This is a genomic window from Aggregatibacter sp. oral taxon 513 (assembly GCF_018128305.1).
Lineage (GTDB): Bacteria > Pseudomonadota > Gammaproteobacteria > Enterobacterales > Pasteurellaceae > Aggregatibacter > Aggregatibacter segnis_A.
On sequence record NZ_CP072381.1, the window covers coordinates 335,639 to 350,843 of the forward strand.

A 15,205-nucleotide genomic window follows, 5' to 3' on the forward strand; every position below is an offset into this window, starting at 1 on the left:
CACTTTTTGTATGGGCTGGGTTAGGCTACTTTAGCCGTGCCTAACGTCCCATCATCAATCACTTCTGTTCTCGGCGTGCCGATAATTTCCCACACTTTCTCCCCGTTTTTGAAGAAAACAAATCCACCGTTTTCCATTTTTCTCCAGACTTCGTCTTTGGTGAGCGGTACGGTGGTAATGATCGTGACTTTATCGCCCTCTTTGGCGTATTCATTGAAGTCGATGACACCGTCATCATCAACACGTTGTGCTTTGCCAAATGGGGCTTTACGGGTGAGATAGTGCAAATTGGTGGAACAACGGGCAATCATCCATTCGCCGTTAGACAGGATAAAATTGAAGGTGCCATGTTCTGCGAGTTTATTGCTGATATCTTGAACGGCTTGAAAAATTTCTTCTTCACTTGGCTTTTTGCTAAAGCGGTTTTTTAATTGTTCTGCCATGTAACAGAAAGCAGTCTCTGAATCTGTGCTGCCGATAGGTTGACAGAAAGATTCGCTCATGTCGGGCAGTTCGGTTAAGTTACCATTATGGGCAAACACCCAATTTTCTCCCCAGATCTCACGGATAAAGGGGTGGGTATTTTCAAGATTTACATCGCCTTGCGTCGCTTTGCGAATATGGGAAATGACGTTGAGGGATTTGATGTGGTATTGTTTTACACAATCCGCGATAGGGGAAATATGCCCCGGTTTATTGTCGCGGAAAATCCGCACGCCTTTGCCTTCAAAAAAAGCGATACCAAATCCGTCAGAATGGGAATCAGTAAGTCCGGCGCGATGACGAAATCCTTCAAATGAAAACACAATATCCGTCGGCGTATTGCAGTTCATTCCCAATAATTGGCACATAAATTTGTTTTAACCCTTGTGTAGAATAACCATAGAATAAGTGCAGATTTAACACTATAATTTCGCTAATTTCAATATTCCACCGACCTCATTTTTAGAACAAAATGTGCTGTCTCATAACAAAATTAGCTTAAAAAATACCGCACTTTTTGTTGCTATCAAAAGTGCGGTCGTTTTTCGAGGTGTTTTTTCGTGTCGATTAATACACGCCTTGTGCCAACATGGCATCGGCCACTTTAACGAAACCGGCGACATTCGCACCCACGACATAGTTGATGTTACCTTGCGCATCACTGCCGTATTTTTTACAGTTAGCATGAATGTCTAACATAATGCGATGCAATTTTGCATCGACTTCTTCTCTTGTCCAACTTAAGCGTTGTGCGTTTTGTGACATTTCCAAACCGGAAGTGGCGACGCCGCCTGCATTTGCTGCTTTGCCTGGTCCAAATAATATGCCAGCTTCAATAAAGGCGTTGGTCGCTTCAATGGTGGTTGGCATATTGGCACCTTCGGCTACGACTTGCACGCCATTGGCAATCAAGGCTTGTGCATCGCTTAATGCTAATTCGTTTTGAGTGGCACATGGGAGTGCAATATCGACTTTTAAATGCCACGGCCGAGCACCGGCGACATATTTCAATCCAAAGAGATCGGCGTAATCTTTTACACGACCGCGTTTGACATTTTTGATGTCCATTAAAGCGGCTAATTTTTCTTGAGTGAAGCCTTCTTCATCCACAACGGTGCCGGATGAGTCGGAACAGCTAATGACTTTTGCACCTAGTTGCAGGGCTTTTTCAATCGCATATTGTGCCACGTTGCCGGAGCCGGAAACTGCGACGGTTTTGCCTTTCAAATCTTGACCTTTTTCTGCCAGCATGGCTTGGACGAAATAGACCAAACCATAACCGGTAGCTTCCGGACGAATTAAGCTGCCGCCGAAACTCAAGCCTTTGCCGGTAAAGACACAGCCGGTTTGATTGGAAAGTTTTTTCATCATGCCGGTTAAATAACCTACTTCACGTGCGCCGACACCAATATCACCTGCCGGCACATCTGTATCCGGGCCGATGTGGCGATAAAGTTCAGTCATTAAGGCTTGGCAGAAGCGCATGACTTCCGCATCACTTTTACCTTTTGGATCAAAGTCTGAACCGCCTTTGGCACCGCCCATTGGCAAGGTGGTTAAGGCATTTTTGAAGATTTGTTCAAAGCCTAAGAATTTTAAAATGGATTGGTTGACGGACGGGTGAAAGCGCATACCGCCTTTGAAAGGGCCGATAGCGCTGTTAAATTGAATGCGGAAAGCGCGGTTGACTTGCACTTTGCCTTTGTCATCGGTCCATGCTACGCGGAATTGAATAATGCGTTCCGGCTCAACTAAACGTTCTAATAAGGCTTCAGAGCAGTATTTCGGATTCTTCTCAAGGAATGACCAAATAGACGTGAAAACTTCGCGTATCGCTTGTAAAAATTCCGGTTGGTTTCCGTCACGTTGTTCGACTTTTGCTAAGAATTCTTCGAGTGAGGCAACTGCGTGAGACATAAGAATTTCTCCTGTGGATAGTATGTTGGTGTTTGCTTTATTTATTTTCGCTTGGCTATATTGCTAAGTCGGAATTACTATGCAACAGGAAATCATATGTTTTCAAATATTTTTACGAAAAATAATTAAATTGTTTTGTGTTTTTAACTTATTTTATTTTTTATCTAAAAAATAGATTTGTTTGTTAGATTGGATTTATTTTTTTCGGGAGGGTGATGGCAAAAGTGCGGTCATAAAAATAAGATTTTTTATGACCGCACTTTAGAAGAGATGTTAGGCAAATCTTGCTTTTGCTTCTGCAATGGCTTCTGCGATACGCAACGGTGATACTCCACCTTTGGCGGCGCGTTTGTCTAAGCAGGATTGTAAAGAAAGAATGTCATACACATCGTCCGATACTTTTTCACAAAATTGACGAAATTCAGGAATCGTCAGATCTTCTAAGGCCTTGTGTTGCTTGATGGCATACACCACGGTTTCGCCCACAATGTGATGGGAATCACGGAACGGTACGCCTTTGGCAACCAAATAATCGGCCAGTTCGGTGGCGTTGGAGTAGCCTTTAAGAGCCGATTCGCGGGTGCGTTTCACGTTCACTTTGATGTCGTCTAATACTAATGACGCCATGTCTAAGCAATCTTGCCAAGTGTCCAATGCATCGAAAATGCCTTCTTTGTCTTCCTGCATATCTTTGTTATACGCCAACGGTAATCCCTTTAATGTCATTAACATCCCATTTAATGCACCGATAACACGTCCTGCTTTGCCGCGGATTAATTCGCAGGCATCAGGGTTTTTCTTCTGTGGCATGAGGGAGGAACCGGAGGTTACGCGATCGGAGAGTTCCACAAAGTTAGATTCGCCGCTGTTGAAAATAATCATATCTTCGGCGAAACGGGATAAATGCACCATGCTCAGCGAGGCGGCAGAAAGTAGTTCGACGATATGATCGCGATCGGAGACGCTGTCCAAACTGTTACGGGTTGCAAATGCGAAATCTAAATCTTTGGCAAGCTGTTCGCGATCGATAGGATACGCTGTGCCGGCTAGGGCACCACTGCCTAGTGGGCAGCTATTCATACGGCGGTAAGCATCGGCTAAACGGGAATAATCGCGATCCAACATTTCCACGTAAGCCATGCACCAATGGGCAAAGGTAATTGGTTGGGCACGTTGTAGGTGGGTGTAGCCAGGCATCACAGCATCTTGGTTATTTTCTGCGGTAAACACCAATTTGCGTTGTAACTCGCGAATGGAATGTTGCAATTCGGCTACACGCTCTTTACACCACATTTTGATGTCGAGCGCTACTTGGTCGTTACGGCTGCGACCGGTGTGCAGTTTTTTACCTAAATTGCCCACTTTGTCGATCAGTTTACTTTCCACCCAACTGTGAATGTCTTCGGCATCGTCTTGCAAAATCGCTTGCGGATTTGACTGCACTTCAATCAATAATTCGTTCAATGCTTGTTCTAATTGTTGCTGTTCTTGTACGCTTAAAATATTGACGGAAACCAAAGCCTTCGACCAGCCGATGGAGCCCTCAATATCTTGCTCGGCAAGACGATAGTCAAAGCGTAATGAATCGTTAAAATTTTTAAAACGCTTGTCCGCCGCCTGCGTAAAGCGTCCACCCCAAAGTGCCATAGAATCCTCTAATTTGTGATTGATGTCATTGGTTAAAAAATATATCACAGAAACAAAAAAGGCGATCAACAAAAAATTTGCTTTTTGTGACCGCACTTTTTGTGTCATTGACCGTTATTTTAATAAATCTTCGTTTTTTGCGTGAATCCATTTACCACGTTTTTTATCCATGTATTGAAAATACTCGTTAGCGAACGTGCCTTGGGCACAGGTAAATTTATCACGGCGCGTATTTACGTCTTTGTTTTCCAGTGCTTTGTTTAATGTTTCCGGGCCGGTAAGAACAAATACGCCGCCGTCAACGCGACGATGTTCAATGTTGTCTACGATAATATCCAACGTTTCCTTTAAAAATGGGTTGCCTTTGCGGCTGGCTAAGAAGAAGTTAGTGTAACGTCCACGACGGGTGATGAGGACTTCGTCATCCTCCGGGTCAATCATCGCATCTAAGCAGCCGACAAGATGACCATCAATATCCATATAAATACCGCCGTCTTGGTAGAGTGTGAATAAGCGCCAAAAATCCGCTTGTGCGGCACCGTCAGTCAGTTGGCTGTAAGCGGCAAACGTGCGTGGATCAGCATATTTTTCAATATACTCGCTACGTGCTTCAGTGCTGACATAGCGGTAATCGTAACTTAACGAAAATAAACGGTTGACCAAATAGTTGCAGTAAATTGGCAACGTCACTTTATTGCTGTAGTTGGTTTGCCAAATCACGCGATTAATTTTGCTTGGTTTGCCGGATTGGCGTTTAGCCGGACTGAATTCGGGGATCGTAAAGCGTTTTTTCGGAAAAAGCGCATGGAAAGGGTAGCTTAGGATTTTGACAATGTTCCCGGTTAAGCGTAATAGACCGTTTGAAATTAAAAGTGCGGTCTGATTTTTTATTGTTTTTTGCATTAAATGAATCCGTTTATTCTGTTGAAAAACAGGCTGTACTTTATCACTTTACACAAAAAGAATAAACGTCAGGAAGGCTTTGAAAGAGAAAACATTACATGAAAAGTAGAGTGGTGGGCGATACTGGTCTCGAACCAGTGACCCCCTCCTTGTAAGGGAGGTGCTCTCCCAACTGAGCTAATCGCCCGACGAATCGGTATTTTAAGATTTTAAGTGGTGGGCGATACCGGTCTCGAACCAGTGACCCCCTCCTTGTAAGGGAGGTGCTCTCCCAACTGAGCTAATCGCCCACGTTAGAATCTTAAAATAGGGAAGTATGTAAAGAAGTGGTGGGCGATACCGGTCTCGAACCAGTGACCCCCTCCTTGTAAGGGAGGTGCTCTCCCAACTGAGCTAATCGCCCACGTCGTTACATTGACAACATTGAGAAACCTTGAAAGTGGTGGGCGATACCGGTCTCGAACCAGTGACCCCCTCCTTGTAAGGGAGGTGCTCTCCCAACTGAGCTAATCGCCCTCAATGTTGTGAGCGTGCATTATAATTGCTCAATGATTTCAGTCAACAAATTTTTGCCAAAAATCCGTTGGTTGTTTTAAAAATAGGCATAAAAACAGATTTTTCCTTATGAATTCAAACAACTCGTAGTACAATACCGCATAATTATTTGCACAGAAAAAGGTTATAAAATGAAATTAGAAGCATTGTTTAATTTAGATCCAAACGTTAAGGTGCGTACCCGTTTTGCACCAAGCCCAACCGGTTATTTGCACGTTGGCGGCGCGCGTACCGCACTTTATTCCTGGTTATACGCTAAACACAATCACGGCGAATTTGTGTTGCGTATTGAAGATACCGATTTGGAGCGCTCCACACCGGAAGCCACGCAAGCCATTTTAGAAGCGATGGAATGGTTAGATTTGGCTTGGGAGCATGGCCCTTATTATCAAACTAAGCGTTTTGACCGTTATAACCAAGTTATCGATCAAATGATTGAGCAAGGTTTGGCATACCGTTGTTACTGTACCAAAGAACGTTTGGAAACATTACGTCATACACAAGAACAAAATAAAGAAAAACCGCGTTATGACCGCCATTGTTTACATGATCACGCTGAACATTCTGCCGATGAACCGCATGTTGTGCGTTTTAAAAATCCAACTGAGGGTTCTGTGGTATTTGATGATGCGGTGCGTGGACGCATTGAAATCAGCAACAGCGAATTGGATGACTTGATTATCCGCCGTACCGACGGCTCACCGACCTATAACTTCTGCGTGGTGGTAGATGACTGGGATATGGGTATTACCCACGTTGTACGCGGTGAAGACCATATTAATAACACCCCGCGTCAAATTAACATTTTAAAAGCCCTTGGCGCACCGATTCCGGTATATGCACACGTTTCCATGATTAACGGGGACGATGGTCAAAAACTGTCTAAACGTCACGGCGCAGTGAGCGTGATGCAATATCGTGATGAAGGCTATTTGCCGGAAGCGCTCATTAACTATTTAGTGCGTTTAGGCTGGGGCCATGGTGATCAGGAAATTTTCACCCGCCAAGAAATGATTGATTTATTTGATTTACACTCCGTGAGTAAATCTGCCAGTGCCTTTAATACCGAAAAATTATTGTGGTTGAACCATCACTATATTCGTGAATTGCCAGCGGACTACGTCGCGAAACATTTAGCATGGCAATATCAGGATTTAGGCATTGACACGTCCAACGGCCCGGCATTAACGGAAATCATCACCATGCTGGCGGATCGTTGTAAAACGTTACGTGAAATGGCGCTTGCCAGCCGTTATTTCTTTGAAGAGTTTGACGATTTTGATGAAGCCGCGGTGAAAAAACATTTCAAAGCGGGTGCGGCAGAAGCTCTTAAAAAAGTAAAAGAAAAACTGACCGCACTTTCCACTTGGGATTTGCATTCTACTCATGAAGCCATTGAACAAACTGCTGCCGAATTAGAGGTTGGCATGGGTAAAGTGGGGATGCCGTTGCGTGTGGCCGTGACTGGCGCGGGGCAATCGCCGTCTATGGACGTCACCCTTGTGGGTATCGGGCGTGATCGCGTATTAAATCGTATTCAACGAGCCATTGATTTTATTCACGCACAAAACGTTTAATATTTAATCTGATGGCAATGAATTAAAAATTTAATATTGACAGACCAAGGGGCGGAATTTATCATAGCCGCCACTATACGGGGATATAGCTCAGTTGGGAGAGCGCTTGAATGGCATTCAAGAGGTCGTCGGTTCGATCCCGATTATCTCCACCAAATTTTACAACCTTATCAATTAGTTATTAGTTGGTAAGGTTTTTTTATTTTTTAGCGTTGTGCTTCATGCGTTATCAACGCAAATGCTATTAAGTTCTTGCCTCTAAAGTTATCTCATCTAATGTGAAATTTATGCTTAAAAAGAGCATTTAAACATTTCTTAAATGTTCTATAGCTCCCTGTTTCTTGCTAAATGAGTTGCCCGAAGGGGGAGTTTATGAAACAATTTGTCGCTATTCCAATTTAAAAAAATTAACTGAATTTTAAGGATACGATAGTGATCGATTTCGATGGCTACCGTCCGAATGTAGGCATTGTTATTTGCAACGACAAAGGGCAAGTGCTGTGGGCGAAAAGATACGGACAGAATTCCTGGCAATTTCCGCAAGGCGGGATTAATGATAATGAAACGCCAGAACAAGCGATGTACCGAGAATTGTTTGAGGAAGTCGGATTAACACGCAAAGATGTGCGAGTGCTCTATGCCTCTAAGCATTGGCTGCGTTATAAATTGCCAAAACGGCTGTTACGTTATGATTCCAAACCTATTTGTATCGGACAGAAACAACGCTGGTTTTTATTGCAGTTAGTCAGCGACACCAAAAACATCAATATGCAATGCAGTAAAACACCGGAGTTTGATGGTTGGCGTTGGGTGAGTTTCTGGTATCCGGTGCGTCAAGTGGTTTCTTTCAAAAGAGATGTCTATCGTAAAGCGATGAAAGAGTTTGCTACGGTGTTATTTGATGAAAATAACAAAGACTTGTTATTGCGGGCAGACTCTAGCGCAGTAGAAGAGAAAAAGAATACCTTTTCAACGCCAAAACAGACCCATTCAAAGCATTCTAAACATTCATCACAAAAGTATAAGAGATAATTATGTTAACCTTTTTCCTCTTTTGTTTGCTTGCCGGTTGTGTCGCCGGCTTTTTAGCCGGTTTATTCGGCATTGGTGGCGGCATGGTGATTGTGCCGATGATGGTTTATTTATTGCCAATTGTCGGCGTACCGGATTCGCTCTTAATGTCCACTGCACTTGGCACCTCCTTCGCGACTATCGTAGTTACCGCTTTTTCTTCCGCACAACGACACCACAAACTTGGCAATGTTGTTTGGTCCACCTTGAAGTATTTTGCCCCCGCATTAATGATCAGTGCCTTCATTTCAGGACAATACATCAGTAAATTGCCTCATGACATTTCCAGCAAGTTGTTTGCCTGCTTAGTTGTTTATTTAGCCGCTAAAATGATTTTGTCTATTAAGCCGAAAAACATCGACCCGAATAAAAAAATTACACCGTTATCCTCGGTTATTGGCGGTGCCTTGATTGGTATGGCATCAAGCGTTGCCGGTATTGGTGGTGGTGGATTTATTGTGCCGTTTTTAAATTCTCGCAACGTAGATATTAAAAAAGCTATCGGTACTTCCGCTTTCTGCGGCATGTTGATGGGGATTGCAGGAATGTTAAGTTTTATGGTGAGCGGTTGGAATGCGCAAGGTATGCCGCCTTATTCGATCGGTTTCGTATATTTTCCGGCTGTATTGGGCATCACGGTCACCTCATTTTTCACTTCTAAACTTGGTGCCAACGCAACGAATAAACTCCCGGTGCCGACCTTGAAGAAAGCCTTTGCCGCCTTTTTAATTGTGGTGGCGATTAATATGTTATTGAAATAAGGAACGTTATGAATTCAGATTACCTTGTATTACCGCATTTCGATCCGGCAATTTTTGAATTTGGTCCCATCGGTTTGCGCTGGTATGGATTAATGTATTTGCTCGGTTTTATTTTTGCTCGTTGGTTAGGTGTGCGCCGAGTTCAGCAAGCAAACAGCGGTTGGACGGTAGATCAAGTCGATTCTTTACTCTTTAATGGTTTCATGGGCGTCTTTTTAGGCGGTCGAATTGGTGATGTCTTCTTTTATAATTTTGATCGTTTTTTACAGGACCCGCTGTATTTATTACGCGTTTGGGAAGGCGGTATGTCTTTTCATGGTGGCTTAATTGGCGTGATTATTGCCATGGTCATTACTTCTAAAATACAAAAACGCAGCTTTTGGGCGACGGCAGATTTTGTTGCACCTCTCATTCCTTTCGGTTTAGGAATGGGGCGTCTTGGTAACTTCATCAATTTAGAATTATGGGGACGTGCAACGGACGTGCCTTGGGCAATGATTTTTCCGACAGATCCGCTATTATTACCACGCCATCCATCTCAATTATATGAAGCTGTGTTAGAAGGTTTGGTATTGTTCCTTATTTTGAATTGGTTTATTCGTAAACCACGTCCAATGGGATCGGTTGCCGGCCTCTTCCTCATTGGTTATGGCGTTTTCCGTTTTATGATTGAATATGTGCGCGAACCTGATGTAGAACTGTTTCTTGATGTGATCACAAGAGGCCAACTTCTTTGTCTGCCAATGATGCTTGGCGGTGTTTTCATTATGCTTTGGGCATACAACAAAAGTGCGGTGAAAAAATGAAACAATATTTAGATTTGTGCCAACGTATTGTTAACGAAGGCGTTTGGGTAGAAAACGAACGTACCGGCAAACGTTGTTTGACCGTGATTAACGCCGGTTTGACTTACGATGTGGCAAATAACCAATTTCCGTTGATTACCACCCGTAAAAGTTATTGGAAAGCAGCGATTGCAGAATTTTTAGGCTATATTCGCGGTTATGACAATGCAGCAGACTTCCGCAATCTTGGCACCAAAACGTGGGATGCCAATGCCAATGAAAATCAGGCTTGGCTGAATAATCCGCACCGCAAAGGCACGGATGACATGGGACGCGTGTATGGTGTGCAGGGCAGAAGCTGGCGCAAGCCAAATGGTGAACATCTCGATCAGTTGCGTAAAATCGTCAATAACCTCAGCAAAGGCATTGATGACCGCGGTGAGATTCTGACGTTCTATAATCCGGGTGAATTTGATTTGGGTTGTTTGCGTCCTTGCATGCATACGCATACTTTTTCTTTATTGGGTGATACGTTATATCTCACCAGTTACCAACGCTCTTGCGATGTGCCGCTTGGTTTGAATTTCAACCAAATCCAAGTATTCACTTTCTTAGCATTAATGGCACAAATTACCGGTAAAAAAGCAGGGCAGGTATTCCATCACATTGTGAATGCACATATTTATGAAGACCAGTTGGAACTCATGCGTGATGTGCAATTAAAACGTGAGCCTTTCCCTTCACCGCAGTTGGAAATTAACCCGGACATTAAATCTTTAGAAGACCTGGAAACCTGGGTCACCATGGATGATTTCAAAGTCACGGGTTATCAATGCCACGAACCGATTAAATATCCGTTTTCCGTCTAACAAAGTGCGGTCGGTTTTAAAAACGTTTTTTAAATCCACCGCACTTTTTATCTGAATAGCCTCATGACTGAATCTCAACAGCAACTGGATGAACAATTTATGCGCCACGCCTTAATGTTGGCGGACAAAGCAGAAGCCTTGGGTGAAATTCCTGTGGGTGCCGTGTTAGTGAGCGAAGAGGGTGAAATTATTGGTGAGGGATGGAATTTATCGATCATTGATTCTGATCCCACTGCGCACGCTGAAATTGTCGCGTTGCGTCAAGGCGGACAAACCTTACAAAATTATCGCTTGTTGAATGCAACCTTATACGTCACGTTGGAACCTTGCACTATGTGCGCCGGTGCGATTTTGCACAGCCGTATTAACCGCTTGGTGTTTGGCGCGGCAGACTATAAAACCGGTGCGGTAGGTTCTCGTTTTCATTTTTTTGATGATTATAAAATGAACCATGCCATCGAAATCACCGCTGGCGTGTTGCAACAGGAATGCAGTGAAAAACTCAGTGCGTTTTTTCAAAAACGCCGCGCGCAGCAGAAAGAAGCGAAATTAGCGCAACAGTTGATGACTGAAGCGAAGTCTGATGATTAAAAGTGCGGTCATTTTTTTCAGCATTTTTTAATATCCCTCGTTAAATTTCCTGCGGAGTGATACAATCGCCGCTCAATTTTATTAGTCAAGAGATAAGTTATGTCCCGTCAGAAAAAGACTCGCCGCCTTACAGATATCATGCCGGCCCGCAAATCCGATAAAAAACCGGAACAACCCCTTTCCGGCCGCAAAGCGACACGTTATGAACTGGATGCGAAAGCCCGTGAAGAGAAGAAAAAACGTAAGCATAAAGGATTGGATTCCGGTTCTCGTCATAGTGCGCCGGAAAATAGAGCCGCGAATCAAGTAAAAGAAATTCAGGATCCACGAATCGGTAGCCGTAAAAAAGTGCCGTTGATGGTGGAATTTGTGAATAAACCGCAAAAAGCGCAAGCAGTATCAGCTGCAAAATCTGAGCCAAAAGCAACCTTGGATCCGATGGTAGAATTAGAACAGTTAGAAAATAACGAATGTTTGAATCAGTTGTTGGATCAATTGGATGAAGGTAAAAAATTGTCTGCCGAAGATCAAAAATTTGTGGATACCTGTTTGGCGCGTGTCGCGCAATTAATGGACGAGTTAGGCATTGTGGATGATGAAGAAAACGATGAAGATTTATACCGCACTTTTGAACGAATCGACATCAACCAATTTAAATAAGTATCTTTAAATTATGTGGAAAACGTTTTTACTCATTGCAGCTGTCATCATCATTGCCGGTATGGTCGGTTATGCCGCGTATTTGTTGCTGGCGTTGCAAAAGCAGAAAAAAGCACTGTTGCAAGCACGCCGAAACCGTATTCATCGCATTAAAGAAAGCCTTGAGATTATTGCGAAAGCCATGTTGAACGGTGATTGCAATTTATCAGAAGGTGTATTGCGTTTGAAAATGCTACTCGAACCGGTGGGCATGAGCCTAAAACATTATTCTGCCATGTGGCGATTGTATGAAACGGTCGAAGATATGCCGACCCATGAGGCTCGCAGAGAATTAAAAAAGAACGAAAGAATGCGTTTGGATTTACAGCGTGAAAGCACAGAAGCCGAGCTTGAAAGTAAGATTAAGTTAGAACTAAACCGACTTCTAACGGATATCCAAACATTATAAACGTGGGGGAAATTGAATGTCTGAGATCATTTGGGATTTAGCATTAATTCAAAAATATAATCAATCCGGTCCGCGCTACACATCCTATCCGACAGCGCTTGAGTTTAACGAACAGTATACGAATGAGGACTTTATTGCCGCGGCACAACGTTATCCAACACGTCCGTTGTCATTATATGTTCACATTCCGTTTTGCCATAAACTTTGTTATTTCTGCGCCTGTAATAAAGTCATTACGCGCCATCAGCACAAAGCCGACATTTACTTGGATTTTCTGGAACGAGAAATAAAAGAGCGGTCGAAATTATTTACAAATCGTGTGGCAACGCAAGTGCATTGGGGCGGTGGCACGCCAACGTATTTAACGGAAGCACAATCTGCCCGTTTAATGCAAATGTTGCGCGACCATTTTAATATCGCCGATAACGCAGAAATCAGTATTGAAATGGATCCTCGTGAAATTGAGCTTTCGATGTTAGAACATTTGCATAACATCGGGTTTAACCGCATCAGTATGGGCGTACAAGATTTCAATAAAGACGTACAAAAAGCGGTGAATCGCGAACAGGATGAGGCATTTGTCAATGCGCTGTTGATGCGCGCTCGTGAGCTGGGTTTTCAATCGACTAACCTAGATTTGATTTATGGTTTGCCATTCCAGAGTGTTGAGAGCTTTATGTTCACCTTGAAAAAAGTCATTGAACTCAACCCTGATCGATTGAGCGTATTTAACTATGCCCATTTGCCAAGCCGTTTCGCCGGACAAGCAAAAATAAAAGATTGGCAGTTACCGAAACCGGAGACGAAGCTGGAAATTTTACAAAAAACCATCGAAACACTGGGCAGTGCAGGTTATAAGTTTATTGGTATGGATCATTTTGCCAAACCGGACGATGAACTTGCTATTGCACAGCAAAATGGCGTGTTGCACCGTAATTTCCAAGGCTATACGACGCAGGAAGAATGTGATTTGTTGGGGCTGGGTGTGTCGGCAATCAGCTTATTGGGGGATACCTATGCGCAAAATCAGAAAGATTTGAAGGAATATTATACCGCGGTGGATACCAACGGCATTGCCTTGCATAAAGGTTTAGCCATGTCAGAAGAAGATTGTTTGCGTCGGGATGTCATTAAGCAATTGATTTGTAATTTTAAATTAGCGTATGCCCCATTAGAAAAACAGTACAATATTGATTTTAAACAACACTTTGCTGAAGATTTGGCCTTGCTCGCACCTTTGGCTGCCGATGGTTTATTGGATATCGGTGAGGCGCAAATCACGGTTTCCGCAAAAGGACGTTTGTTGATTCGTAATATTTGTTTGTGTTTCGACACGTATTCACGCGCACAAGCAAAACAACAGCAATTTTCGCGGATTATTTAATTTGAAATGTCTGGGTAGGTTTTATGCCTATCTCTGCGCCTGTTTTCTAAAATAAAAAGTGCGGTTGAAATTCATCGGAAATTTCAACCGCACTTTTCGTTTATCATTACCCCACTAAATTCAATTCAAACACAGATTTTTTCGGGTTTAAGCGGAAACCTTCTTGTTCCAGTAAATGATGTTGCTGTCGATCTTGTTCTACCACTAATCGCGTGGATTGCGTGTAGCTGACGAATTCTTTGGCTTTGGCAATAAGTGCGGTGTAAATATCGTTTGATTGATTGCCTTGGCGCACGAAAATGTCTGTTAATTGCCAGTAGCGCTGTAATTGTAGCGAAGAAAGACGAGGATAAAGTTGAATGAAACCGAGCGCTTGTTGGGATTGGTCGAGCGCAAGGAAAAAAATGCTTTCGCTAAAACGAATACGGTTGGAAAGAAAGGTGAGCGTACGTTCCGGATTTTCTGTCATGCCCTGAGAAAGACGATATTCTTCAAATAGCGGTAGGAGTGTTTCTAGGTTCCATTGTTCAGCTTTAAAAATTTTAATCATGAGGCAATCGGTCATTTTTTGTTAAATTTATACAGTAGATTGTATCTTTTTAGCCCAAAAGAATCATCTGTTACAAAGAAAATTTTTTAGAACTGTGATTTTTTACCAAAAAAAGCAGGCGTTTTTTGTTATAGTAAGCGCAGTTTTTATTCAATCATATTAAGGAGAAATAAAATGGCTCGTCGTCCTTTAGTTATGGGTAACTGGAAATTAAACGGTAGCAAAGCTTTCACCCGTGAATTAATCACCGGCTTAAAAGAAGAGTTGCACGGTGTCACCGGTTGTGACGTGGCAATTGCCCCACCGGTCATGTATTTGGGGGAAGCTGAAAAATTATTATCCGGTTGCGGCTGCAGCTGTGGCGGTCAAAATATCATCCAATTAGGCGCACAAAACGTGGATGTGAATGTGAAAGGTGCTTTCACCGGTGATATCTCCACTGAAATGTTGAAAGATTTTGGCGCGAAATACATTATTATTGGTCACTCCGAGCGTCGTACTTATCACAAAGAAAGCGATGAATTCGTGGCGAAAAAATTTGGAGCGTTAAAAGAAGCTGGCTTGGTGCCTGTGTTATGTATTGGTGAATCCGAAGCGGAAAATGAAGCGGGTAAAACTGAAGAAGTCTGCGCACGCCAAATTGATGCGGTCATCAACCTGTTAGGCGTAGAAGCCTTCAACGGTGCGGTGATTGCGTATGAACCAATTTGGGCAATCGGAACCGGCAAATCTGCGACTCCGGCACAAGCGCAAGCCGTACACGCATTCATTCGTGGTCATATTGCGAAAAAATCTCAAGCGGTTGCTGATCAAGTGATCATTCAATACGGCGGTTCTGTTAACGATGCTAACGCGGCAGAATTGTTCACCCAACCGGATATTGACGGTGCATTAGTGGGTGGCGCTTCCTTAAAAGCTCCTGCCTTTGCGGTGATCGTGAAAGCTGCGGCAAAAGCGAAAAACTAATTTCATTTTGTCCTTGAGGGTCGGTGAATACCGACCCT

At 43.3% G+C, this 15,205-nt stretch carries 15 protein-coding genes and 5 tRNA genes; 11 read left to right on the forward strand and 9 right to left on the reverse strand.

What is annotated here, in order from left to right; genetic code table 11:
• Positions 1-20: 20 nt before the first annotated feature.
• From J5A60_RS01770 to J5A60_RS01805, 8 genes are all read right to left on the reverse strand, one after another.
• Positions 21-851 carry a class II glutamine amidotransferase gene (locus J5A60_RS01770; RefSeq protein WP_212510373.1) on the reverse strand — a complete coding sequence of 277 codons (831 nt, stop codon included), beginning with the start codon at positions 849-851 and terminating at the stop codon, positions 21-23.
• Positions 852-1,050: 199 nt separating this feature from the next.
• Positions 1,051-2,400, reverse strand: coding sequence for an NADP-specific glutamate dehydrogenase (gene gdhA / locus J5A60_RS01775; RefSeq protein WP_212510374.1), 1,350 nt, complete (start codon positions 2,398-2,400; stop codon positions 1,051-1,053).
• 273 nt (positions 2,401-2,673) lie between these two features.
• Positions 2,674-4,047: an argininosuccinate lyase gene (gene argH / locus J5A60_RS01780; protein ID WP_212510375.1), complete on the reverse strand. Its 1,374-nt coding sequence runs from the start codon at positions 4,045-4,047 to the stop codon at positions 2,674-2,676.
• A gap of 114 nt (positions 4,048-4,161) precedes the next feature.
• On the reverse strand, positions 4,162-4,950 hold the full coding sequence (locus J5A60_RS01785; RefSeq protein WP_212510376.1) for a glycosyltransferase family 32 protein: 789 nt from the start codon (positions 4,948-4,950) through the stop codon (positions 4,162-4,164).
• Between the two features lie 111 nt (positions 4,951-5,061).
• Positions 5,062-5,137: transfer RNA gene (locus tag J5A60_RS01790), tRNA-Val, on the reverse strand.
• A 27-nt stretch (positions 5,138-5,164) separates the two neighbouring features.
• Positions 5,165-5,240 (reverse strand) — tRNA-Val (locus tag J5A60_RS01795).
• 37 nt (positions 5,241-5,277) lie between these two features.
• A tRNA-Val gene (locus J5A60_RS01800) sits at positions 5,278-5,353 on the reverse strand.
• Between the two features lie 37 nt (positions 5,354-5,390).
• Positions 5,391-5,466 (reverse strand) — tRNA-Val (locus J5A60_RS01805).
• 170 nt (positions 5,467-5,636) lie between these two features.
• On the opposite strand from J5A60_RS01805, the gene gltX reads away from it, so the two are divergent.
• The 10 genes from gltX (at position 5,637) to hemN (ending at position 13,651) form a co-directional block, all read left to right on the forward strand.
• The gene (gene gltX / locus J5A60_RS01810) at positions 5,637-7,082 is read left to right on the forward strand and encodes a glutamate--tRNA ligase (protein WP_212510377.1); all 1,446 of its coding nucleotides are present in this window, start codon (positions 5,637-5,639) and stop codon (positions 7,080-7,082) included.
• 79 nt (positions 7,083-7,161) lie between these two features.
• A tRNA-Ala gene (locus J5A60_RS01815) sits at positions 7,162-7,237 on the forward strand.
• A 277-nt stretch (positions 7,238-7,514) separates the two neighbouring features.
• Complete coding sequence (rppH, locus tag J5A60_RS01820) at positions 7,515-8,114, forward strand: RNA pyrophosphohydrolase (protein ID WP_212510378.1); 600 nt, start codon at positions 7,515-7,517, stop codon at positions 8,112-8,114.
• Positions 8,115-8,116: 2 nt separating this feature from the next.
• Positions 8,117-8,914, forward strand: coding sequence for a sulfite exporter TauE/SafE family protein (locus J5A60_RS01825; protein ID WP_212510379.1), 798 nt, complete (start codon positions 8,117-8,119; stop codon positions 8,912-8,914).
• 8 nt (positions 8,915-8,922) lie between these two features.
• Complete coding sequence (gene lgt, locus J5A60_RS01830; RefSeq protein WP_212510380.1) at positions 8,923-9,720, forward strand: prolipoprotein diacylglyceryl transferase; 798 nt, start codon at positions 8,923-8,925, stop codon at positions 9,718-9,720.
• The gene (locus tag J5A60_RS01835; RefSeq protein ID WP_212510381.1) at positions 9,717-10,568 is read left to right on the forward strand and encodes a thymidylate synthase; all 852 of its coding nucleotides are present in this window, start codon (positions 9,717-9,719) and stop codon (positions 10,566-10,568) included. Before lgt ends, J5A60_RS01835 begins: the two co-directional genes overlap by 4 nt.
• A 63-nt stretch (positions 10,569-10,631) precedes the next feature.
• Positions 10,632-11,159 (forward strand): tRNA adenosine(34) deaminase TadA, encoded by a 528-nt coding sequence (tadA, locus tag J5A60_RS01840; protein ID WP_212510382.1) that lies wholly within the window; start codon positions 10,632-10,634, stop codon positions 11,157-11,159.
• A 99-nt stretch (positions 11,160-11,258) separates the two neighbouring features.
• Positions 11,259-11,819, forward strand: coding sequence for a Der GTPase-activating protein YihI (gene yihI, locus J5A60_RS01845; protein ID WP_212510383.1), 561 nt, complete (start codon positions 11,259-11,261; stop codon positions 11,817-11,819).
• 13 nt (positions 11,820-11,832) lie between these two features.
• Entirely contained in the window at positions 11,833-12,267 is a 435-nt protein-coding gene (locus tag J5A60_RS01850; RefSeq protein ID WP_212510384.1) for a DUF2489 domain-containing protein, read from the forward strand.
• Between the two features lie 16 nt (positions 12,268-12,283).
• Entirely contained in the window at positions 12,284-13,651 is a 1,368-nt protein-coding gene (hemN, locus tag J5A60_RS01855) for an oxygen-independent coproporphyrinogen III oxidase (RefSeq protein WP_212510385.1), read from the forward strand.
• 106 nt (positions 13,652-13,757) lie between these two features.
• Here the strand turns inward: hemN and J5A60_RS01860 are convergent, their stop codons facing one another.
• Complete coding sequence (locus J5A60_RS01860) at positions 13,758-14,201, reverse strand: GNAT family N-acetyltransferase (RefSeq protein ID WP_109859234.1); 444 nt, start codon at positions 14,199-14,201, stop codon at positions 13,758-13,760.
• A 174-nt stretch (positions 14,202-14,375) separates the two neighbouring features.
• Between J5A60_RS01860 and tpiA the strand changes: the two genes are divergently transcribed.
• Positions 14,376-15,167 carry a triose-phosphate isomerase gene (gene tpiA, locus J5A60_RS01865; RefSeq protein WP_109103942.1) on the forward strand — a complete coding sequence of 264 codons (792 nt, stop codon included), beginning with the start codon at positions 14,376-14,378 and terminating at the stop codon, positions 15,165-15,167.
• The last annotated feature ends 38 nt before the right edge of the window (positions 15,168-15,205 follow it).